The following is a 20,497-nucleotide window of genomic DNA, read 5'->3' on the forward strand; positions in this document are numbered from 1 at the left end:
CTGCTCAAGGACGGCGACCGGATCGCCGGCGCGTTCGGCTACTGGCGCGAGAGCGGCCGCTTCATCGTGTTCGAGGCCCCCGCGATCGTCATGGCCACCGGCGGGATCGGCAAGTCGTTCAAGGTGACGTCCAACTCCTGGGAGTACACCGGCGACGGGCACGCCCTGGCGCTGCGGGCCGGCGCGTCGCTGATCAACATGGAGTTCGTCCAGTTCCACCCGACGGGCATGGTGTGGCCGCCGAGCGTCAAGGGGATCCTGGTCACCGAGGGCGTGCGCGGCGACGGCGGGGTGCTGAAGAACTCCGACGGCAAGCGCTTCATGTTCGACTACATCCCCCCGGTCTTCAAGGGCCAGTACGCCGAGAGCGAGCAGGAGGCGGACCAATGGCTCAAGGACAACGACTCCGCCCGTCGCACCCCCGACCTGCTGCCCCGCGACGAGGTGGCGCGCGCCATCAACTCCGAGGTCAAGGCCGGCCGCGGTAGCCCGCACGGCGGGGTCTACCTGGACATCGCGTCCCGCCTGACCCCCGAGCAGATCAAGCGGCGGCTGCCGTCGATGTATCACCAGTTCATGGAGCTGGCCGGCGTGGACATCACCAAGGAGCCGATGGAGGTCGGACCAACCTGCCACTACGTGATGGGCGGGATCGAGGTCGACGCGGACACCGGTGCGGCCACGGTCGCGGGCCTGTTCGCCGCCGGGGAGTGCTCGGGCGGCATGCACGGCTCCAACCGGCTGGGCGGCAACTCGCTGTCGGACCTGCTCGTCTTCGGCCGGCGGGCGGGCCTGGGCGCGGCCGACTACGTGCGCGCGCTGAGCAGCCGGCCGACGATCGCCCCGGAGGCGCTCGACGCGGCCGCCAAGCGGGCGGTGGCCCCGTTCGAGGGCCCCGCCGACAAGGCCGCGGCGGAGAACCCCTACACCCTGCAGCACGAGCTGCAGCAGTCGATGAACGACCTGGTCGGCATCATCCGCAACGCGGACGAGATCAGCGAGGCCCTGGACCGTCTCGACAAGCTGCGGGCCCGGTTCAAGAACATCCACGTCGAGGGTGAACGCCGGTACAACCCCGGCTGGAACCTGGCCATCGACCTGCGCAACATGCTGCTGGTCAGCGAATGCGTCGCCAAGGCCGCGCTGGAGCGCACCGAGAGCCGCGGCGGGCACACCCGCGACGACCACCCGTCGATGGACTCGTCGTGGCGCAAGGTGTTGCTGGTCTGCCGCGCGGCAACGGACGGCGACGACGTGATCCCCGGCACCACGGTCACCCGTGAGGATCAGGTGCCGATGCGTGCCGACCTGCTGGAGCTCTTCGAGCTCTCCGAGCTGGAGAAATACTTCACCGACGACGAACTGGCCGAGCATCCGGGACGGAGAGGCAAATGAGCTACGACGCGACCCTGCGGGTGTGGCGTGGGGACGAGGCCGGCGGCGCGCTGCAGGACTTCACAGTCGAGGTCAACGAGGGCGAGGTGGTGCTCGACGTCATCCACCGCCTGCAGCAGACCCAGACACCCGACCTCGCGGTGCGCTGGAACTGCAAGGCCGGCAAGTGCGGCTCCTGCTCCGCCGAGATCAACGGCAAGCCGCGGCTGATGTGCATGACCCGGATGTCCACGTTCGCCGAGGACGAGGTGGTCACCGTGACGCCGCTGCGGACCTTCCCCGTCCTGCGCGACCTGGTGACCGACGTGTCGTTCAACTACGAGAAGGCCCGCGAGATACCGTCTTTCGCGCCGCCGAAGGATCTGCGGCCCGGCGAGTACCGGATGGCCCAAGCCGACGTGGCGCGCTCCCAGGAATTCCGGAAGTGCATCGAGTGCTTCCTGTGCCAGAACGTCTGCCACGTGATCCGCGACCACGAGGAGAACAAGAAGGCGTTCGCCGGACCGCGCTTCCTGATGCGCATCGCCGAGCTCGAGATGCATCCACTGGACACCCGGGACCGGCGCAACGACGCGCAGGAAGAGCACGGCCTGGGCTACTGCAACATCACCAAGTGCTGCACCGAGGTGTGCCCGGAGAACATCAAGATCACCGACAACGCGCTGATCCCGATGAAGGAGCGCGTCGCCGACCGCAAGTACGACCCGATCGTCTGGCTGGGTAACAAGCTGTTCCGCCGCTGAGGCTTTGGCTTTAGGCGCCCAGGCGCCGGAAGCCGCTGCGGTGGAACACGATGGGCGCCACCTCGGCGTCCACGGTCACCTCGTTGACGCGCAGCACCACGATGGTGTGGTCACCGGCCGGGACCAGTTGCTCGACCGCGCTCTCCAGCCACAGGCCGGTGCCCTTGATGAACACCGCGCCGGAATCGTTGGACACCGTTTCCAGGCCGGCGAACCTGTCGCCGGTCTTGGCGGCCAGGGTGCGCGCGGCCTCGTCGTGGGCCTCGCCCAGCACGCTGATGCCCAACATCGGCACGCTCTGCAGTTTGGGCCAGGTGGTCGAGGTGTTCTGCACACAGAACGAGACCAGCGGCGGTTCCAGCGAAACCGGCACGAAGGTGCTGGCCGCCAAGCCCACCCGGGTGCCGTCGACCTGGGCGGCGATGGCGACCACTCCGCACGGGAAATGGCCGAACGCCTCGCGCAGCGAGGTGGGGGTCAGCTTGTTGTTCGAGTTCATCGGCCTTCGCTCGGGATCGACGGACGACTTCACGCCCGACCCTACTAGAGCCGCCGGCCGGCCGACGGGCGACGGGACGGGTCCCCCGACAGTCGGGAACACCGCGCAGCCCAACCGGTTGGTTGATTAGATTGTGAAATTTAGCTCACACCGACTTGCGTGGAGCTGTCCGGCGGAGATATTTTAGCTGAGTTACTGGTGGGTAACTTAGACCTAGTACCCAACCACTGTGTGGCAGTCTCAACGAGGAGGACCGTAGTGAGCCACTACAAGAGCAACGTTCGCGACCAGGTGTTCAACCTGTTCGACGTGCTGGGCGTTGACAAGGCTTTAGGGGCGGGCGAGTACGGCGACCTGGACGCCGAGACCGCCCGCGAGATGTTGACGGAGATGAGCCGGTTGGCCGAGGGGCCCGTCGCCGAGTCGTTCGCCGACGGAGACCGCAACCCGCCGGTGTTCGACCCGAAGACCCATGCCGTGTCGCTGCCGGAATCCTTCAAGCAGTCCGTCCGGGCCCTCCTGGAAGCGGGGTGGGACAAGGCCGGCATCGACGAGGCGCTGGGCGGCATGCCGATGCCCAAGGCGCTGGTGTGGGCGCTGCACGAGCACATCCTCGGCGCGAACCCGGCGGTGTGGATGTATGCCGGCGGTGCCGGATTCGCCAACATCATCTACCACCTCGGTACCGAGGAGCAGAAGAAGTGGGCGGTGCTGTGCGCGGAGCGCGGGTGGGGCGCGACCATGGTGCTCACCGAGCCGGACGCCGGTTCGGACGTGGGCGCCGGCCGCACCAAGGCCGTTCGGCAGGACGACGGGTCCTGGCACATCGAGGGCGTGAAGCGATTCATCACCTCCGCCGACTCCGACGACCTGTTCGAGAACATCGTCCACCTGGTGCTGGCCCGCCCCGAGGGCGCCGGTCCCGGCACCAAGGGACTGTCCCTGTTCATGGTGCCCAAGTTCCTGTTCGACTTCGAGACCGGCGAACCGGGTGAGCGCAACGGCGTGTTCGTGACCAACGTCGAGCACAAGATGGGCCTGAAGGTATCGGCGACCTGTGAGTTGTCGTTCGGCCAGCACGACGTGCCCGCCAAGGGCTGGCTGGTCGGCGAGGTGCACAACGGTATCGCGCAGATGTTCGAGGTCATCGAGATGGCCCGGATGATGGTCGGCACCAAGGCCATCGCGACCCTGTCGACCGGCTACCTCAACGCGCTGGAATACGCCAAGTCGCGGGTGCAGGGCGCCGACATGACCCAGATGACCGACAAGACCGCGCCGCGAGTGACCATCACGCACCACCCGGACGTGCGCCGGTCGCTGATGACCCAGAAGGCCTACGCCGAGGGGCTGCGGGCGCTGTACCTGTTCACCGCGACCTATCAGGATGCCGCGGTCGCCCGAGCGCTGCACGGGGTCGACGCCGACCTTGCCGTCAAGGTCAACGATTTGATGCTTCCGGTGGTCAAGGGCGTGGGCTCCGAGCAGGCGTACGCGAAGCTGACCGAGAGCCTGCAGACCCTGGGCGGGTCCGGCTTCCTGCAGGACTACCCGATCGAGCAGTACATCCGGGACTCCAAGATCGACTCGCTCTACGAAGGCACGACCGCCATCCAGGCGCAGGACTTCTTCTTCCGCAAGATCGTCCGCGACAAGGGCGTGGCGCTGGCCCACGTGTCGGGCCAGATCCGGGAGTTCGTGGACAGCGAGTCAGGCAACGGGCGGCTGAAGTCCGAGCGCGAGCTGTTGGCCAGGGCGCTGGCCGACGTCGAGGCGATGGCCGGCGCGCTGACCGGCTACCTGATGGCCGCCCAGGAGGACGTCACGAGCCTGTACAAGGTCGGACTGGGGTCGGTGCGCTTCCTGATGAGCGTCGGCGACCTGGTCATCGGCTGGTTGTTGCAGCGTCAGGCCGCGGTGGCCGTGGCCGCGCTCGACGCGGGCGCCACCGGCGAGGACCGCTCGTTCTACGAGGGCAAGGTCGCGGTCGCGTCCTTCTTCGCAAAGAACTTCCTGCCGATGCTGGCCGCCACCCGCGAGGTGATCGAGACGCTGGACAACGACATCATGGAGCTCGACGAAGCCGCCTTCTGACGGGCACCGAGACGCGAAAAGACCGCCGCTGGATCCCCTCTTTCCAGCGGCGGTCCATTTCGCGCGCCCGTCACGCCCGACGGGCGGCAGATTAAGGGATGCCCCGTATTGCCGTCGGGGTCGGGGGGTCAGACCACAACACGGGGCTTCCGGACTTTTGGGTTACCCGGCGTCGGGGCGACTAACCGGGTGTGACCCATGTCATTTCCGTTGGGCCGGGTGCCATCAGGACTCCAGGATCGCCGCGACGCCCTGACCACCGGCGGCACAGATCGAGATCAGCGCCCGGACGGTGCCACTGCCTTTTCGCTCCGCCTTCTTCTCAGCGACCTGCTTGGCCGCCTGGGCGAGAATCCGGCCGCCGGTGGCCGCGAAGGGGTGGCCGGCGGCCAGCGACGAACCGTTGACGTTCAGCTTGGACCGGTCGATCGAACCCAGCGCGGCGTCGAGGCCCAGCCGTTCCTTGCAGTAGTCCTCGGATTCCCACGCCTGCAGGTGCGCCAGCACCACCGACGCGAATGCCTCGTGGATCTCGTAGAAATCGAAGTCCTGCAGGCTCAGACCGTTTCGCGCCAGCAGCCGCGGCACCGCGTAGGTCGGCGCCATGAGCAGGCCGTCACGTCCGTTGACGTAGTCCACCGCGGCGGTCTCCGCGTCCACCAAGTAGGCCAGCGGCGCCCGGGAATGGCTGCTCGCCCAGTCCTCGGAGGCCAGCAGGGCCACGGACGCCCCGTCGGTCAGCGGTGTCGAGTTGCCGGCCGTCATCGTCGCGTCACCGGCCTTGACCCCGAAGACCGGCTTCAGCCTGGCCAGCTTCTCCGCGCTGGAGTCCGGACGCAGGTTGTCGTCGCGGTAGAGCCCCAAAAACGGCGTGACCAGGTCGTCGAAGAAGCCCCGGTCGTAGGCGGCGGCCATGTTGCGATGACTGGCGGCGGCCAACTCGTCCTGGTCGACGCGTGTGATGCCCATCTGCTTGGCGGTGACGGCCGCGTGCTCACCCATCGACATCCCGGTGCGCGGCTCCTTGTTGGCCGGAATCTCGACGCCGAGGGTGGCTGGCAGCTTGCCGACCAGCTTGAGCCGCTCGACGTGCGACGCGGCCCGGCGCAGCCGCAGCAGGGTGCGGCGCAGGTCGTCGCCAAACCCGATCGGCGGGTCGGAGGTGGTATCCACCCCGCCGGCGGCGGCCACCTCGTAGCGGCCCGACGCGATCCCGTCGGCCGCGGCGATGGCCGCCTGCAGGCCGGTTCCGCAGGCCTGCTGGATGTCGAACGCGGGCGTGTACGACGACAGCTCGGAACCCAGCACGCTCTCGCGCGTCAGGTTGAAGTCGCGGCTGTGTTTGAGGACTGCGCCGCCGACCACCACGCCCAGCCGCTCGCCGGCCAGGCCGAACCGGTCCACCAAGCCGTCCAGGGCCGCGGTGAACATGTCCTGGTTGGACGCCTCGGCGTAGGCGCCGTCCGAGCGGGCGAAGGGGATCCGGTTGCCACCCAGCACGGCGACGCGTCGCCTGGTCTGAGCGCTCGTCCGGGCAGGCTGGTTGTTTGCCTCTGCAGGGGCCACGATCATCTCCGGTATGTCGGTGTGGGTCGTCGGGGGCCATACTACCGGCTGTTCTTACTCTGAAGTAAGTTCAGCATCGATACCGTTGGCCCTATAGGAATCGAAACTACCGACCCCCGAGGAAATGGAAGGCAGTGCAGTGGCTCCCAAGCTTTCGTCCGATCTGTTGTCACAGGTGGTCAACTCCGGCCCCGGATCGTTCCTGGCAAAACAGCTCGGGCTCCCCCAGCCCGAGACGCTGCGCCGGTACTCACCCGGCGACCCGCCCCTGGCCGGATCGCTGCTGATCGGCGGGGAAGGCCGGGTGGTCGAGCCGATGCGCGCGGCACTGGCCGAGGACTACGAGGTGGTCGGCAACAACATCGGCGGCCGCTGGGCCGACAAGTTCGGCGGCCTCGTCTTCGACGCCACCGGCATCACGGCGCCGGACGGGCTTCGCGGACTGTACGAGTTCTTCACCCCGGTGCTGCGCAACCTCGGGCACTCGTCGCGCGTCGTGGTCGTCGGCACCACGCCCAACGCGGCCGCCGGCACCGACGAACAGATCGCGCAGCGCGCCCTGGAGGGCTTCACCCGCTCGCTGGGCAAGGAGTTGCGCCACGGCGCCACCGCGGCGCTGGTGTACCTGTCGCCGCACGCCAAGCCGGCCGCGACGGGCCTGGAATCGACCCTGCGCTTCATCCTGTCGGGCAAGTCGGCGTACGTGGACGGCCAGGTGTTCTACATCGGGGAGGCCGACTCCACCGCGCCGGGCGACTGGGACCGCCCGCTGGATGGCAAGGTCGCCATCGTGACCGGCGCCGCCCGCGGCATCGGCGCGACCATCGCCGAGGTGTTCGCCCGCGACGGCGCGCGCGTCGTCGCGGTCGACGTGGAGTCGGCCGCCGAGTCTCTGGCCGAGGTCGCGAGCCGGGTGGGGGGCACCGCGCTGGCGCTCGACGTCACCGCCGAGGACGCCGTCGACAGGATCACCCAGCACCTGCGCGACCACTACGGCGGCCACGCCGACGTCCTGGTCAACAACGCCGGCATCACCCGCGACAAGCTGCTGGCCAACATGGACGACGCCCGCTGGGACGCCGTGCTGGCGGTCAACCTGCTCGCCCCGCTGCGGCTCACCGAGGGGCTGGTCGGCAACGGCAGCATTGGCGCGGGCGGCCGGGTGATCGGCCTGTCCTCGATGGCAGGCATCGCGGGCAACCGCGGGCAGACCAACTACGCCACCACCAAGGCCGGGATGATCGGCCTGACCCAGGCCCTGGCACCGGGACTCTACGAGAAGGGCATCACGATCAACGCCGTCGCACCCGGCTTCATCGAGACCAAGATGACCGAGGCCATCCCGCTGATGACCCGCGAGGTGGGCCGGCGGATGAACTCGCTGCTGCAGGGCGGCCAGCCGGTCGACGTCGCCGAGACCATCGCCTACTTCGCCAACCCGGCCTCCAACGCGGTGACCGGCAACGTCATCCGCGTCTGCGGCCAGGCCATGCTGGGCGCGTGACCACAACTCCCGGGAGAACACGATGAATCAGCCGAGCGGCATGCTGAACATGCTGCGCGCAGCGGCCGGGGCCCTCCCGCTGGTGGCCCGTTCGGACCAGCTGCCGACCCGCACGGTCACGGTCGAGGAGGTGCCCATCGACCACGCCAACGTCGCCGCCTACGCGTCGCTCACCGGCCTGCGCTACGGCAACCACGTGCCGCTGACCTACCCGTTCGCGTTGACCTTCCCCGCGGTGATGTCGCTGGTGACCGGTTTCGACTTTCCGTTCGCGGCGATGGGAGCGGTGCACACCGAGAACCACATCACCGCCTACCGGCCGATCGCGGTGACCGACACGGTCGGGGTGCGGGTGCGCGCGGAGAACCTGCGCGAACACCGCAAAGGCCTGCTGGTCGACCTGGTGACCGACGTCAGCGTCGGCAACGACGACGCGTGGCACCAGGTGACGACGTTTCTGCACCAGCAGCGCACGAGCCTGTCGGACGAACCGAAGCCGCCGCCGCAGAAGCCGCCGAAGCTGCCGCCGCCCAGCGCGCTGCTGCGGGTGACACCGGGACAGATCCGCCGCTACGCCGCCGTCGCCGGCGATCACAACCCGATCCACACCAACCCGATCGCCGCCAGGCTGTTCGGTTTCCCCACGGTCATCGCGCACGGGATGTTCAGTGCCGCGGCGGTATTGGCGAACATCGAGGCACGGCTGCCCGATGCGGTGCGGTATTCGGTGCGGTTCGGCAAGCCGCTGGTACTGCCGGCCACCGCGGGCCTTTACGTCCGGGAATGCGACACCGGCGCCGCGGGCTGGGACCTGGAGCTGCGCAACGTCGCCAAGAACTACCCGTACCTGACGGGGACCGTCCGCGCGCTGTAACTGCTTTCAGCGGGTGCGCGGGTATGGCGTCGGCGGGGGCGTATCGCGAACCGACGCGACAACTTTGAGCAGGTGCGCGCCGACCGCGGTGACCAGGAAGATCTGAAACAGCCACAGCGGGGGCTCGGCGAGTTCCCAGACGAAGACCGCAGCCCACAGCGGCGACCCCTGGGTGACGGCGAGCACCCCCGCGGCGCCGGCCAGCGAGACCGTCGGCAAATGCAGATGGGTCCCGAGTGCCCAGTCGATGACAAGCGCCATCAGCGACCCGGCCGCCGCACCGGTGGCCAGCGACGGCGTCAGCATGCCGCCGGCACCGCCGGCGCGCAGGAACAGCGCGGTCAGCAGCGGTTTGAGGACGAGGAGCAACGCGGCCCCCGACAGCGTCATACCGCTGGCCAGGCTGACGGTCAGGATGCTGCGCCCGTTGCCGGGCAGCTCGGGCCACCAGTGCGACAAGACGCCCATCACCAGCCCGGCGGCCGCGAGCGCAGGAACCAGCACCCACGTCCGCAGCTGGCGCGCCGGGCGGGCGGCCGCCATCAGCCGGTCGAACGCCAGTCCCACCGCAAGCGCCACTGGGGCCAGCAGCAGCGCATGCCCGGTCAGCACCGGTGCCAGCCCCAGGTTGGGCCAGTTCAGCACGGGGCGGTCCTTGGTGATGAGCGAACCGACCGCGACGGCGAGGCTGGAGGTGATCAAAGCCGTCCCCAGCGCCCGCAACCGCCAGGTCTTCAGGACGATGCGCACCGAGAACAGCGCGCCGGCCAGCGGAACGGCGTAGACCGCGCCGAGCCCGGCCCCGGCCGCGCACGCCAGCAGGATCTGCCGGTCGCTTGCGGGTAGCCTCCTGAGCCAACCGAGGGCCACGTCGCCGAGGGCGGCCGCGAACTGGCGCGGAGCCCCCTCCCGGCCGAGGGAGGCACCGGAACCGACCAGCACGACTTGCAGCAGGGCGTCGACGCTCCACGTCAGGCGCGGTACCCGCTCCCCGCGGGCTACGGTCTGCGCGAGCTCTGGCACCTTCGTCCTTCGCCGCAGGAGCCACCAGCCGACCGCCGCCACCACAGCGCCGATCATGGGCCCCAGCGCACGGCGCACCGGGCTGCTGCCGGTGATCCCGGCCAGCAGCGTCCCGAAGGTGTAGTGGTAGGTCAGGTGCTCGACGAAGCGCAGCACCGCCGACGTCGTCAATCCGGCGACCCCGGCCAGCAGGCCGACGGCGATCACCGCGCAGAAGAAGTCCAGGTTGCGGCGTACGAAGGTAGGGGTCACTCCGACAAGGTGCCCGGACCGCCGACGTCGTGCAGCGCCGTCGCAGGCTCGCGATCCTCCGGGGCGCCACGCAGACCGTGCCAGAACAGGTCGATCATCAGCTCGGCCGCCTCGTCGACGTCGATGTCGCCGGTGGAGAGCCGGGTGGCCATCGCCTCACCGGCGCCCACCAGCGCCACGGCCATCATCTGGTGTTCGGTCTCCGACCGCGGGGTGCGGCTGCCGGCGCGCACCAGGCCCGCCACCATCTCGATGATCTGCTCGCGCCCGTCGCGCACCATGTGGGCGAACGCCTGCGAGCTGCTGGCCTGCGTGTACATCACGATCCACGACGCCCGGTTGGTGTCGATGTAGCGCAGGAACGACCCGATGGTGTTGCGCATCAGGTCCCTGGGGCTCTGCGTGAAGTCGATGTCGGCGCGCACCGCGTCGATGAACCTGCTCAACTCGCGGTTCAGGCACGCCCCGAACAGGTCTTCCTTGGAGCCGTAGTACAGGTAGAGCATCGGCTTGGAGATCCGCGCCTCGGCCGCGATGACGTCCATCGAGGTCTCGTGGTAGCCGTTGACCGAGAACATCTGCACCGCGGCATCGAGCATCTGCTGCTCGCGCACGGCACGCGGCAGCCGCTTGGTACCACCTGCCATGCACCAAGAGTAACGACTTCGCGGAGTATCAGCGCCCGCACGCCCGGCTGCGGCCCTTCATCGCCGCCACGCGCACCACCGACTCGTTGACTGCCGGCATCGCCAGTTCGCCGGCGGCGACCGCCTTGTCGAGCCGGTCGAGCACCGCGGGAACCTCCGCCGTGGTGACCCACAGCGCGACGTCGGTGCCCGCCTGCAGGCTGCGCAGTACCGCCTCGGCGACGCCGTAGCGATCGGAGATCGCGGCCATGCTCGACAGGTCGTCGCTGAACACCGGGCCGTTGAACGCCGGGCCGCCATAGCCGGTGCCGTCGCGCAGCAACTGCACCGCAGGCCTGCTGAGGCTGGCCGGGACGCCGTCGGTCAGCCCGGGAACCTGCAGGTGTCCCATCATCACCGCGACCGGGGCCGCCTTCACCAACGTCCGGTAGGGCACCAGGTCGGCGGTTTGCAGCTCGCTCAGCGGCGGCGTCACCACCCCACCCGAATGCGAGTCGCCGGAGCCGTGCCCGTGCCCGGGGAAATGCTTGAGCACCGGCAGCAACCCGGCGTCGCGCAGGCCCTGCGCGTACGCGCCGGCGTAGTCGGTGACCGTCTTCGGGTCGCTGCCGAACGAGCGGTCGCCGATCACGGAATCGTCGGGGGCGTCGGTGACGTCGACCACCGGGGCGAAGTCGACGGTGATGCCGAGTTCGCGCATCTTCTTGCCACGCTCGGCAGCCAGGTCGTGTACCTGCGCGACGGTCTGCGTCCGGGCCAGCACCCGGGGTGAGGGGGACGACCCGATCAGCGACCTCAAGCGGGACACCCGGCCGCCCTCCTCGTCGACGCTGACCGCCAGCGGCAGCGGACCCGCGTGCGCGGCGATGTCGGCCAGGGGCCCCCGGAAGATCGACAGGTCCGTCCAGCTGCCGATGAAGATGCCGCCGACGTGGTATCCGTCGACGACTTCCCGGGCGTCGTCGGCGTTCTTCACCCCCACCATCAACAGCTGCGCCAGCTTGTCGCGGGTCGACAGCTGGGCCGTGGGGTCGCCGCAGGCCGGCGCGGGAGCGGGCTTGGCCGCCGCGCCCGAGGAGGCGGCGGGGGGCCGTGCGGCGTGCTGGCCGCAGCCCGCCACCAGCGCGCCCGCCATTACCGATGCTGCGGCCAGCGCGGCCAGGGTGCGCGGAAAAGGCATCGGCACATGGTGTCACGGCCCCGTCCGGGGCTCCGGTCTCGGGGCGCGCCGCGTGACGTTTGACGCCCGATCCCCGGGGCATTCCACGGGGGATTCACAGGGACGAAACCCAAGGAGCCACCAATGACCAGGCTGCTGCTGGCCGCCGCGGCCAGCATGGTGGCGGGTCTCTCGATCGGCGCCGTCACGACCGTCGGCGTCACGCTCGCCGTGGCGGACCACGACATGGCGCCCGCGCAGGCGCCGCCCGCCCCGGCCCGCCCCGCCGTCGTGCAGTACGGCGACCGGTGTGGTCACGGGCAGGATTGCCCGCGGCCGTGAGGCGACCCGTCTGCTAGGTTGGCGCTAGGTCTGCACGTCCCGAGGAGCCCCCGATGAACAGGATCGTCGCGCCCGCCGCCGCCAGCGTGGTGGTGGGTCTGTTGCTGGGTGCGGCAGCGACTTTCGGGGTGACGTTGATGGTGCAGCAGGACACGAAGCCGCCACTTCCCGGGGGCGATCCGCAGTCGTCAGTGCTCAACCGGGTCGAGTACGGCAACCGTAGCTGACCCGGCGCGGACGCGGGCCGGTGCGCCGGTCCCGCCCCCGCCGGCCGCCCCGCTGTCCCGGCTGTGGCTGCTCTTGGCCGCCGCATTCGCGCTGGCGTTGACGTTCGCCCAGTCCCCCGGCCGGATCTCCCCCGACACCAAACTCGACCTGACCGCCAACCCCCTGCGGTTTCTGGGCCGCGCGACCAGCCTGTGGAACAGCGACCTACCGTTCGGCCAGGCGCAGAACCAGGCCTACGGCTACCTGTTCCCGCACGGCACCTTCTTCCTGGCCGGCCACCTGCTGGGGATACCCGGCTGGGCGACTCAGCGCCTGTGGTGGGCGCTGCTGCTCGCCGCGGGTTTCTGGGGGCTGCTGCGGGTCGCCGAGGCGCTGGGCGTCGGCAGCCCGGCATCCCGGGTGATCGCCGCGGCCGCGTTCGCGCTGTCGCCGCGGGTACTGACCACGCTCGGGTCGATCTCGTCGGAAACGCTGCCGATGATGCTGGCGCCCTGGGTGCTGCTGCCGACGATCCTGGCACTGCGGGGTCGCTCCGGCAGGTCCGTGCGGGCGCTGGCCGGGCAGGCCGGGCTGGCGGTCGCGTTGATGGGTGCGGTCAACGCCATCGCGACGCTGGCCGGCTGCCTGCCCGCGGTGATCTGGTGGGCCTGCCACCGGCCGAACCGGCTGTGGTGGCGCTACACCGGGTGGTGGGCGCTCTCGGTGACGCTGGCGGTGCTGTGGTGGGTGGTGGCGCTGGCCCAGCTGCACGCCATCAGTCCCCCCTTCCTGGACTTCATCGAATCCTCGGGCGTGACCACCCAGTGGTCGTCGCTGACCGAGATCCTGCGCGGCACCGACAGCTGGACCCCGTTCGTCGCGCCGAGCGCCACCGCGGGCGCGCCGCTGGTGACCGGGTCGGCGGCCATCCTGGGCACCTGCCTGGTCGCGGCGGCCGGGCTGGCCGGGCTGGCCGGTTTCGACAACGGCGGGGGCATGCCCGCGCGGGGCCGGCTGGTGACGATGCTGCTGGTCGGTGTGCTGCTGATGGCCGCGGGCTACAGCGGGGGGCTGGGATCGCCCCTGGCGCATCAGGTGCAGGCGTTCCTGGACGCCGGCGGCGCGCCGCTGCGCAACGTGCACAAGCTGGAATCGGTCGTGCGGATCCCGGTGGCGCTGGGCATCGCCCAGTTGCTGGGCCGGGTGCCCCTTCCCGGTTTCAGCCCGGCGCGGGTGTGGCTGCGGGCGTTCGCCCACCCGGAACGCGACAGGCGGGTCGCGGTCGCGATCGTGGTGTTCACGGCGCTGCTGGTCAGCACGTCGCTGGCCTGGACCGGCCGGCTGACCCCGCCCGGCGCGTTCACCGCGATACCGCGCTACTGGCAGGACGCCGCCGCGTGGCTCGACGAGCACAACACCGGGACGCCGCGGCCCGGGCGCGTGCTCGTGGTGCCCGGGGCGCCGTTTGCCACCCAGGTGTGGGGCACCAGCCACGACGAGCCGTTGCAGGTGCTCGGCGACAGCCCGTGGGGGGTGCGCGACTCCATCCCGCTGACGCCGCCGCAAACCATCCGGGCGCTGGATTCGGTGCAACGCCTGTTCGCCGCCGGGCGTCCGTCGGCCGGACTCGCCGACACCCTTGCGCGCCAGGGCATTTCGTATCTGGTGCTGCGCAACGACCTGGATCCCGACACCTCGCGCTCGGCGCGCCCCATCCTGGTGCACCGCGCCGTCGAGGGGTCGCCGCGCCTGGCGAAGGTGGCGCAGTTCGGCGCGCCGGTGGGCCCCGGCTCCGTGGCGGGCTTCGTCGCCGACAGCGGACTGCGGCCGCGCTATCCCGCGGTCGAGATCTACCGGGTGGAGGTGGCCGGCGACCCCGGCGCGCCCTACTTCGCCGACACCGACGGGCTGGGCCGCGTCGACGGCGGGCCCGAGGTGCTGCTGCGCCTCGACGAGCGCCGGCGGCTGCGGGGACAGCCCGCACTGGGCCCGGTGCTGATGACCGCGGACGCCCGGCGCGCCGGCCTGCCGACACCGCTCGTGACCGTCACCGACACCCCGGTGGCCCGCGAAACCGACTACGGCCGGGTGGACCAGCACTCCTCGGCCGTAAGGGCGGCCGGCGACACCCGGCACACCTTCAACCGGGTGCCCGACTACCCGGCGCCCGGCGCCGAAGTGGTGTACGGCGCCTGGACCGGCGGCCGCGTCACCGTGTCCAGTTCCTCGTCGGACGCCACGGCGATGCCCGACGTCGCCCCGGCCACCTCCCCCGCCGCCGCGGTCGACGGCGACCCGGCGACCGCCTGGGTGTCCAACGGATTGCAGGCCGCCGTCGGGCAGTGGTTCCAGGTCGACTTCGACCATCCGCTGACCAACGCGGTCATCACCGTGACGCCCAGCCCGACCGCCGTCGGCGCCCAGGTGCGCCGCATCCTGGTCGAAACCGCCACCGGCAGCACCACGTTGCGATTCGACAAGGCCGGCGAGCCGCTCACCGCCGCACTGCCCTACGGCGAGACCCCGTGGGTGCGGATCACCGCGGCCGGCACCGACAACGGGTCCTCCGGCGTGCAGTTCGGCATCACCGAGCTGTCGATCACCCAGTACGACGCGTCGGGCTTCGCCCATCCCGTCGACCTGCGCCACACCGCTCTGGTTCCGGCGCCGCCGCCGGGCGCGGCCGTCGCGGGCTGGGACCTGGGCCCGGAACTGCTCGGCCGGCCGGGATGCGCCCCGGCGCCGGACAGCGTGCGCTGCGCGGCGTCGATGGCGCTGGTGGCCGAGGAGCCGGTCACCGTCAGCCGCACCCTGGCCGTGCCGAAGCCGACGTCGGTGACCCCGACGGTGTGGGTGCGGCCCCGGCAGGGACCCAAGCTGGCCGATCTGATCGCCGAGCCGAATACCACTCGGGCACAGGGCGATGCCGACACGGTGGACGTCCTGGGCTCCGCGTACGCGGCCACCGACGGCGACCCGGCCACCGCGTGGACGGCGCCGCAGCGGCTGGTGCAGCACAAAGTCCCGCCGACGCTGACCCTCACCCTGCCGCGGCCCACCGAGGTGACCGGGCTGCGCGTGGTGCCCAGCGGCGCGGCGCTACCGGCGCGCCCGACGCTGGTGGCCGTCAACCTGGGCGACGGCCCCCAGGTCCGAGAGGTGAAAGCCGACGGGGCCCAGACGGTTTCGCTGCACCCACGCGTCACCGGCACCGTCACCGTCAGCCTGCTGCACTGGCAGGACGTCATCGACCGCAACGCGCTGGGATTCGACCAGCTCAAACCCCCGGGGCTGGCCGAGATCACGGTCCTCGGCGCCGACGGCAGGCCGATCGCGCCCGCCGACGCCGCCCGCAACCGGTCGCGGGAGGTCGCCGTCGACTGCGACCACGGCCCCGTCATCGCGGTCGCCGGCCGATTCGTGCACACCTCGATCCGGACCACCGCGGGCGCACTGCTGGCCGGTGACCCCGTACCCGCGCTGCCCTGCGAACGCGACCCGATCGCGCTGCCGGCCGGCCGGCAGGAGCTGCTGATCAGCCCGGGCGCCGCGTTCGTGGTGGACGGGGCCCAGCTGGCGGCTGCCGGGACGACCGAGCTGCCCGTCGGTTCCGGCGCCGCCACGCCCGCGGCGACCGGAGCGTGGAGCTCCGATCACCGCGAGGTGCGCGCGCCGGCGTCGCCGCGGCCCCGGGTGCTGGTCGTTCCCGAGAGCGTCAACCCCGGCTGGGTGGCGCGCACCGCCGCCGGGGTCCGGCTGACGCCGGTGGCCGTCAACGGATGGCAGCAGGGCTGGGTGGTGCCCGCGGGCGATCCCGGCACCATCACGCTGACGTTCGCCTCGAACGCGCAGTATCGGGCCGGCCTCGTGCTGGGGCTGGCGCTGCTGCCGTTGCTGGCCCTGCTCGCCTGGTGGCGACGCCGTCGCTGCGACGGCGACCCGCCGCCGGCACCATGGGCGCCCGGCGTGTGGGCGGCGGTCGCGGTGCTGGCGGCCGCCGCGGTGATAGCCGGCGCCGCGGGGGTGGTCGTGGCCGGTGCCGCGTTCGCGCTGCGGTATGCGCTGCGGCACCGCAACGCCGACGCGGTCATGGTTGCTCTGAGCGCGGGCGGGCTGATCCTGGCCGGGGCGGTGCTGTCCCGGCATCCGTGGCGGTCCGTCGACTTCTACGCCGGGCATTCGGCGACTGTGCAACTGCCGGCGCTGATCTCGCTCGCCGCGGTCGCGGCTTCCGCGGTCGTGCTGCCCGGGCGGGCGCGCCGGGCCCGCGACGAGCGCACCGAATAGCCCGGCTCGGGTCTTGGCTGCCGGTTTACCGGCTGCTTCACTGGATATGCCGGTGGGCGTGACCGCCACCGTGTGAGGAGTCATGGCCATGGGCTGGTTGTCCGCACCCGAATACTGGCTGGGCAGACTGGTGCTCGTGCGCGGCACCGCGGCCGTCTACCTGTTGGCGTTCCTGGGGGCCGCCCTGCAGTTTCGCGCCCTCATCGGGGAGCACGGAATACTGCCGGTGCCACGGTACCTGGCCAGCAGGTCGTTCTGGACCGCGCCCAGCGTCTTTCATCTGGCCTACTCCGATCGGGTGTTCGCCGGGGTCTCCTGGTTCGGTGCGGCGCTGGCGTCCGCCCTCGTCGCCGGCGCGGCCGACCTCGCGCCGCTGTGGGCCGCGATGCTGCTGTGGCTGACGCTGTGGGTCCTCTACCTGTCGATCGTCAACGTCGGGCAGGCCTGGTACTCGTTCGGCTGGGAGTCGCTGCTGCTGGAGGCCGGCTTTCTGGTGATCTTCCTCGGCAACGACCGCGTGGCCCCGCCGGTGCTGACGTTGTGGATGGCCCGCCTGCTGTTGTTCCGGGTCGAGTTCGGGGCCGGGCTGATCAAGATGCGGGGCGACGAGTGCTGGCGGGACCTGACGTGCCTGTACTACCACCACGAGACGCAGCCGATGCCCGGTCCGTTCAGCTGGTTCTTCCACCACCTGCCCAAGCCGCTGCACCGCGTCGAGGTGGCCGGCAACCACTTCGCCCAGCTCGTCGTGCCTTTCGGGTTGTTCGCACCGCAGCCGGTGGCCGGCCTCGCCGCGGCGGTCGTCGTCGTCACGCAGCTGTGGCTGGTGGCCTCGGGCAACTTCGCCTGGCTCAACTGGGTCACGATCCTGTTGGCGTGCAGCACGATCGACGACTCCTCCTGGGGCGCGCTGCTGCCCCTGCCCGGGCATCCGGTGCCGGCTTCGCCGCCGGTGTGGTTCACCGCCCTGGTGCTGGCGTTCGCCGTGGCCGTGTTGTTCCTGAGCTACTGGCCGGTGCGCAACATGCTGTCCGCGCGCCAGCGGATGAACATGTCCTTCAACCCGTTTCACCTGGTCAACACCTACGGCGCCTTCGGCAGCATCGGCCGGGTGCGGCGGGAGGTGGTGATCGAGGGGACCGCGGACGCCAAGATCACCGGCCAGACCGTCTGGCAGGAATACGAATTCAAGGGCAAACCGGGTGCGGTGGGCCGGCTGCCCCGCCAGTGGGCCCCGTATCACCTGCGGCTGGACTGGCTGATGTGGTTCGCGGCCATCTCCCCCGGCTATGCCCAGCCGTGGCTGCGGCCGCTGCTGCAGCGGCTGCTGCGCAACGACCGTCCGACACTGCGCCTGTTGCGGCACAACCCCTTTCCCGACGCCCCGCCCCGATATGTGCGCGCGCAGCTCTACGAGTACCGGTTCACCACACCGGCGGAGCTGCGGCGCGACCGGGCGTGGTGGCATCGCACCCCGGCGGGCGGGTACGTCGCGCCGATGAGGCTGCAGGAGGCGACCTCTCCGAAGCCCTGAGGGCCCCGGCTACCTCTGATAGGACAGCGCTCCCGTGCCCGCGAGCTTCCCACCCTCGACGATCAGGTACTCGGGACGGATGGGCGTCCCCGCGAAAAAGCACTCCAAGATCTCACGGGTTCCCGCGGCGTAGCGCGCCTGGGCGGACAGCGTGGTGCCCGAAACATGCGGTGTCATCGCGTTGTTCGGCATGGTGCGCCATGGGTGGTCGGCCGGCGGCGGCTGCGGGTACCACACGTCACCGGCGTAGCCGGCGAGTTGACCGCTCGTCAGCGCGGCGGCGATGGCGTCCGGCACGGTCTCCTCGCCGCGCGCGGTGTTGACGATGTATGAGCCGCGCCGCATCGTGGCCAGCAGCCTCTCGTCGAACATCCGGCGGGTGTCCTCGTAGAGGGGCGAGTGGATGGACACGACGTCGACGGACTTCACCAGCGACGCCACGTCGGGGTGAAACGTCACGTTCAGTTCCCTCTCCACCTCCGGTGCAAGCCGGCGTGTGTCGGTGTAGTGCAGGTTGACGTCGAACGGCGCCAGTCGGCGCAGTACCGCCCGCCCGATGCGGCCGGCGGCGATCAGCCCGACGTCCATGCCCTCCAGGTCGTAGGCGCGCTCGGCACAGTCGGCGATGTTCCAGCCGCCTTCGGCGGCCCAGCGATGCGACGGGAGGAAGTTGCGCACCAGCGCCAGAATCTGCATCACCGTGTGCTCCGCGACGCTGATGCTGTTGCTGTACGTCACCTCGGCCACGGTGATCCCGCGCTCTTTGGCCGCCTTGAGGTCCACGTGGTCCGAGCCGATTCCCGCGGTCAGCGCCAGCTTGAGCCGCGGAGCCTTCGCGATGCGCTCCTCGGTGAGGTAGGCGGGCCAAAACGGTTGGGAGATAACGATATCCGCGTCGGACAGTTCACGCTCGAATTCGGAATCGGGTCCCTCCTTGTCCGACGTCACCACCAGCTGGTGGCCGCTGTCTTCAAGGAACTTCCGCAGACCCAGCGCGCCCGAGACGCAGCCGAGCAGCTCCCCGGGCGTGAAGTCGACCTTTGAGGGGGTGGGCACGGTGCTGCCGTCGGGATAGCCCGCGATCGCGGGGATGCCGTCGCGGGCGTAGCTGGGCGGGTACCCGCCGACCGGATCGGGGTAGAGCACCATCACGCACTTGGCCATTGAGAATCCTCCCTCTAGGACAACCAATCCCAGTCTCGGAGGTCGACGACGCAGGTGTCCAAGACGAGTTTCCGACTGCGCGATAGGCCACGCCGATCACCGGTGATAAGGCCGCTCGCGCGCGACCTGTAGCAGCGCGCGGGTGACGGGTGATCCGGGCTCCGCCTTGGTGGTGACGAGCGCGATGAGCGCCGTGACGGGTGGCTGATCGAGCGGCAGACTGGCTACCCCGGCGGGCGGGCCGAGGGTTTCGATCCATGGCTGCGGGACGATGCTTGCCCACCGGCCCGTGCGTACGTGGGCGAGCAAAGTCGCCAGCGAGTCGGTCTCCAGCTGCGGCGTCACCTCGAGCCCCTGGCGTTGCAGCGCCTGGTCGATGAGCCGGCGCCCACGCATGCCGGGTGTCAGCAGGCACAGCGGCAATTCGACCGCCTCGGACCAGGCGATCGTGCCGGACCGGCCGGTGAGCAATTCGGTACCGGCGATGAGCACAGGCCGCTCCCGATACAGCGGGGTGACGACGAGCTCGTCGGTGTCCTGCTGGTCGGGGTAGACGATCCCGACGTCGAGTTCGAACCGGCGAACGCGTTCGATGATCCCCGCGGAACGCAGATTCATCTCGAGCCGAACCCGGACCAGCGGATGCGCGGCGCAGAACGGATCCGTGAGCAGCGCAACGGTGGTCGAGGCCGCCGGCACCACACCCAACCGGAGCTCGCCGGTGAGACCGGTCTGCAGCGCCGCGACTTCCTGCTTGAGGGCGTCGCGGTCGGCCAGGATGCGCCGCGCCCAGTGCACCAACCGCTCGCCTTCGGGGGTGAGGCCCTCGAATTTCTGGCCACGCCGGACCAGTGGCACGTCGAGTTCCTGTTCGAGCTTGCGGATGGCTTCGGACAGCGCGGGTTGCGAGACATAGCAGGCGCCGGCCGCACGCGCGAAATGCCGCTCGTGGGCGAGAGCTACGAAGTATTCCAACTGACGGAACAGCACGGAATCATTCGATCACGCCACACGGGCAACACCGCTGCCGCTATGCCGCGTCATCGTCGTCGTCTGCGCGGAGCAGTTTCTTGGGGTGCCAGTGGGTGTTTTTGCGGGTGGTCCAGCCGTGGGGTTGTAGGAGGCGGTGGTGGGGGCCGCAGGCGAAGGTGAGGTCGTCGATGTCGGTGCATCGACAGGTGGCCCAGTCGGTGACGTGGTGGACTTC

At 70.4% G+C, this 20,497-nt stretch carries 16 protein-coding genes and 1 pseudogene; 9 read left to right on the plus strand and 8 right to left on the minus strand.

Going from position 1 to position 20,497, the window contains the following annotated elements:
• Together AC2VOR_RS04930 and AC2VOR_RS04935 are read left to right on the plus strand one after the other, a co-directional pair.
• On the plus strand, positions 1–1,395 hold a 1,395-nt coding region (locus AC2VOR_RS04930; protein ID WP_486963296.1), incomplete at its 5' end, for a fumarate reductase/succinate dehydrogenase flavoprotein subunit.
• Entirely contained in the window at positions 1,392–2,138 is a 747-nt protein-coding gene (locus tag AC2VOR_RS04935) for a succinate dehydrogenase/fumarate reductase iron-sulfur subunit (RefSeq protein ID WP_369741050.1), read from the plus strand. The genes AC2VOR_RS04930 and AC2VOR_RS04935, both read left to right, overlap by 4 nt.
• Before the next feature lie 10 nt (positions 2,139–2,148).
• On the opposite strand, the gene AC2VOR_RS04940 is transcribed toward AC2VOR_RS04935, so the two are convergent.
• Positions 2,149–2,637 carry a flavin reductase family protein gene (locus tag AC2VOR_RS04940; RefSeq protein WP_369741051.1) on the minus strand — a complete coding sequence of 163 codons (489 nt, stop codon included), beginning with the start codon at positions 2,635–2,637 and terminating at the stop codon, positions 2,149–2,151.
• Positions 2,638–2,895: 258 nt separating this feature from the next.
• Here AC2VOR_RS04940 and AC2VOR_RS04945 point away from each other — a divergent pair, with 258 nt between their 5' ends.
• Entirely contained in the window at positions 2,896–4,731 is a 1,836-nt protein-coding gene (locus tag AC2VOR_RS04945; RefSeq protein ID WP_486963297.1) for an acyl-CoA dehydrogenase, read from the plus strand.
• A gap of 225 nt (positions 4,732–4,956) precedes the next feature.
• Here the strand turns inward: AC2VOR_RS04945 and AC2VOR_RS04950 are convergent, their stop codons facing one another.
• Positions 4,957–6,303: an acetyl-CoA C-acetyltransferase gene (locus AC2VOR_RS04950; protein WP_486963298.1), complete on the minus strand. Its 1,347-nt coding sequence runs from the start codon at positions 6,301–6,303 to the stop codon at positions 4,957–4,959.
• A 133-nt stretch (positions 6,304–6,436) separates the two neighbouring features.
• On the opposite strand from AC2VOR_RS04950, the gene AC2VOR_RS04955 reads away from it, so the two are divergent.
• Positions 6,437–7,801, plus strand: coding sequence for a 3-oxoacyl-ACP reductase (locus AC2VOR_RS04955; protein WP_369741054.1), 1,365 nt, complete (start codon positions 6,437–6,439; stop codon positions 7,799–7,801).
• A gap of 22 nt (positions 7,802–7,823) precedes the next feature.
• Positions 7,824–8,675 carry a MaoC/PaaZ C-terminal domain-containing protein gene (locus AC2VOR_RS04960; protein WP_369741055.1) on the plus strand — a complete coding sequence of 284 codons (852 nt, stop codon included), beginning with the start codon at positions 7,824–7,826 and terminating at the stop codon, positions 8,673–8,675.
• A 6-nt stretch (positions 8,676–8,681) separates the two neighbouring features.
• Here AC2VOR_RS04960 and AC2VOR_RS04965 read toward each other — a convergent pair whose 3' ends face one another.
• The 3 genes from AC2VOR_RS04965 to AC2VOR_RS04975 are packed head-to-tail and all read right to left on the minus strand — an operon-like array spanning position 8,682 to position 11,777.
• Positions 8,682–9,950: a chloride channel protein gene (locus AC2VOR_RS04965; protein WP_369741056.1), complete on the minus strand. Its 1,269-nt coding sequence runs from the start codon at positions 9,948–9,950 to the stop codon at positions 8,682–8,684.
• Positions 9,947–10,597, minus strand: coding sequence for a TetR/AcrR family transcriptional regulator (locus tag AC2VOR_RS04970; RefSeq protein WP_369741057.1), 651 nt, complete (start codon positions 10,595–10,597; stop codon positions 9,947–9,949). The genes AC2VOR_RS04965 and AC2VOR_RS04970 overlap by 4 nt, the downstream gene beginning before the upstream one ends.
• Positions 10,598–10,625: 28 nt before the next feature.
• Complete coding sequence (locus AC2VOR_RS04975) at positions 10,626–11,777, minus strand: glycoside hydrolase family 3 N-terminal domain-containing protein (protein WP_369741058.1); 1,152 nt, start codon at positions 11,775–11,777, stop codon at positions 10,626–10,628.
• A 123-nt stretch (positions 11,778–11,900) separates the two neighbouring features.
• Here AC2VOR_RS04975 and AC2VOR_RS04980 point away from each other — a divergent pair, with 123 nt between their 5' ends.
• From AC2VOR_RS04980 to AC2VOR_RS04995, 4 genes are all read left to right on the plus strand, one after another.
• Positions 11,901–12,098, plus strand: coding sequence for a DUF2613 domain-containing protein (locus AC2VOR_RS04980; RefSeq protein ID WP_369741059.1), 198 nt, complete (start codon positions 11,901–11,903; stop codon positions 12,096–12,098).
• 53 nt (positions 12,099–12,151) lie between these two features.
• A complete protein-coding gene (locus tag AC2VOR_RS04985) occupies positions 12,152–12,325 on the plus strand; it encodes a DUF2613 domain-containing protein (protein WP_144950317.1) in 174 nt (57 codons plus the stop codon).
• Positions 12,326–12,377: 52 nt separating this feature from the next.
• Complete coding sequence (locus tag AC2VOR_RS04990) at positions 12,378–16,592, plus strand: alpha-(1->3)-arabinofuranosyltransferase domain-containing protein (RefSeq protein WP_486963301.1); 4,215 nt, start codon at positions 12,378–12,380, stop codon at positions 16,590–16,592.
• Positions 16,593–16,680: 88 nt separating this feature from the next.
• On the plus strand, positions 16,681–18,126 hold the full coding sequence (locus AC2VOR_RS04995) for a lipase maturation factor family protein (protein WP_486963299.1): 1,446 nt from the start codon (positions 16,681–16,683) through the stop codon (positions 18,124–18,126).
• A 9-nt stretch (positions 18,127–18,135) separates the two neighbouring features.
• On the opposite strand, the gene AC2VOR_RS05000 is transcribed toward AC2VOR_RS04995, so the two are convergent.
• From AC2VOR_RS05000 to AC2VOR_RS05010, 3 genes and pseudogenes are all read right to left on the minus strand, one after another.
• A complete protein-coding gene (locus tag AC2VOR_RS05000; RefSeq protein WP_369741060.1) occupies positions 18,136–19,290 on the minus strand; it encodes an NAD-dependent formate dehydrogenase in 1,155 nt (384 codons plus the stop codon).
• A 96-nt stretch (positions 19,291–19,386) separates the two neighbouring features.
• Positions 19,387–20,280, minus strand: a complete 894-nt coding sequence (locus AC2VOR_RS05005; protein WP_486963300.1) for a LysR family transcriptional regulator — start codon at positions 20,278–20,280, stop codon at positions 19,387–19,389.
• 40 nt (positions 20,281–20,320) lie between these two features.
• A pseudogene (locus tag AC2VOR_RS05010) lies at positions 20,321–20,497 on the minus strand (HNH endonuclease signature motif containing protein); the annotation flags it as partial.

This window comes from Mycobacterium sp. TH-M103, assembly GCF_057473785.1.

Coding starts and splice junctions, on each gene's coding strand:
- AC2VOR_RS05000 (WP_369741060.1), bottom strand. CDS start 19,290: ATGGCCAAGTGCGTGATGGTGCTCTACCCCGATCCGGTCGGCGGGTAC.
- AC2VOR_RS04980 (WP_369741059.1), top strand. CDS start 11,901: ATGACCAGGCTGCTGCTGGCCGCCGCGGCCAGCATGGTGGCGGGTCTC.
- AC2VOR_RS04960 (WP_369741055.1), top strand. CDS start 7,824: ATGAATCAGCCGAGCGGCATGCTGAACATGCTGCGCGCAGCGGCCGGG.
- AC2VOR_RS04940 (WP_369741051.1), bottom strand. CDS start 2,637: ATGAACTCGAACAACAAGCTGACCCCCACCTCGCTGCGCGAGGCGTTC.
- AC2VOR_RS04935 (WP_369741050.1), top strand. CDS start 1,392: ATGAGCTACGACGCGACCCTGCGGGTGTGGCGTGGGGACGAGGCCGGC.
- AC2VOR_RS04985 (WP_144950317.1), top strand. CDS start 12,152: ATGAACAGGATCGTCGCGCCCGCCGCCGCCAGCGTGGTGGTGGGTCTG.
- AC2VOR_RS04975 (WP_369741058.1), bottom strand. CDS start 11,777: ATGCCTTTTCCGCGCACCCTGGCCGCGCTGGCCGCAGCATCGGTAATG.
- AC2VOR_RS04970 (WP_369741057.1), bottom strand. CDS start 10,597: ATGGCAGGTGGTACCAAGCGGCTGCCGCGTGCCGTGCGCGAGCAGCAG.
- AC2VOR_RS04995 (WP_486963299.1), top strand. CDS start 16,681: ATGGGCTGGTTGTCCGCACCCGAATACTGGCTGGGCAGACTGGTGCTC.
- AC2VOR_RS04950 (WP_486963298.1), bottom strand. CDS start 6,303: ATGATCGTGGCCCCTGCAGAGGCAAACAACCAGCCTGCCCGGACGAGC.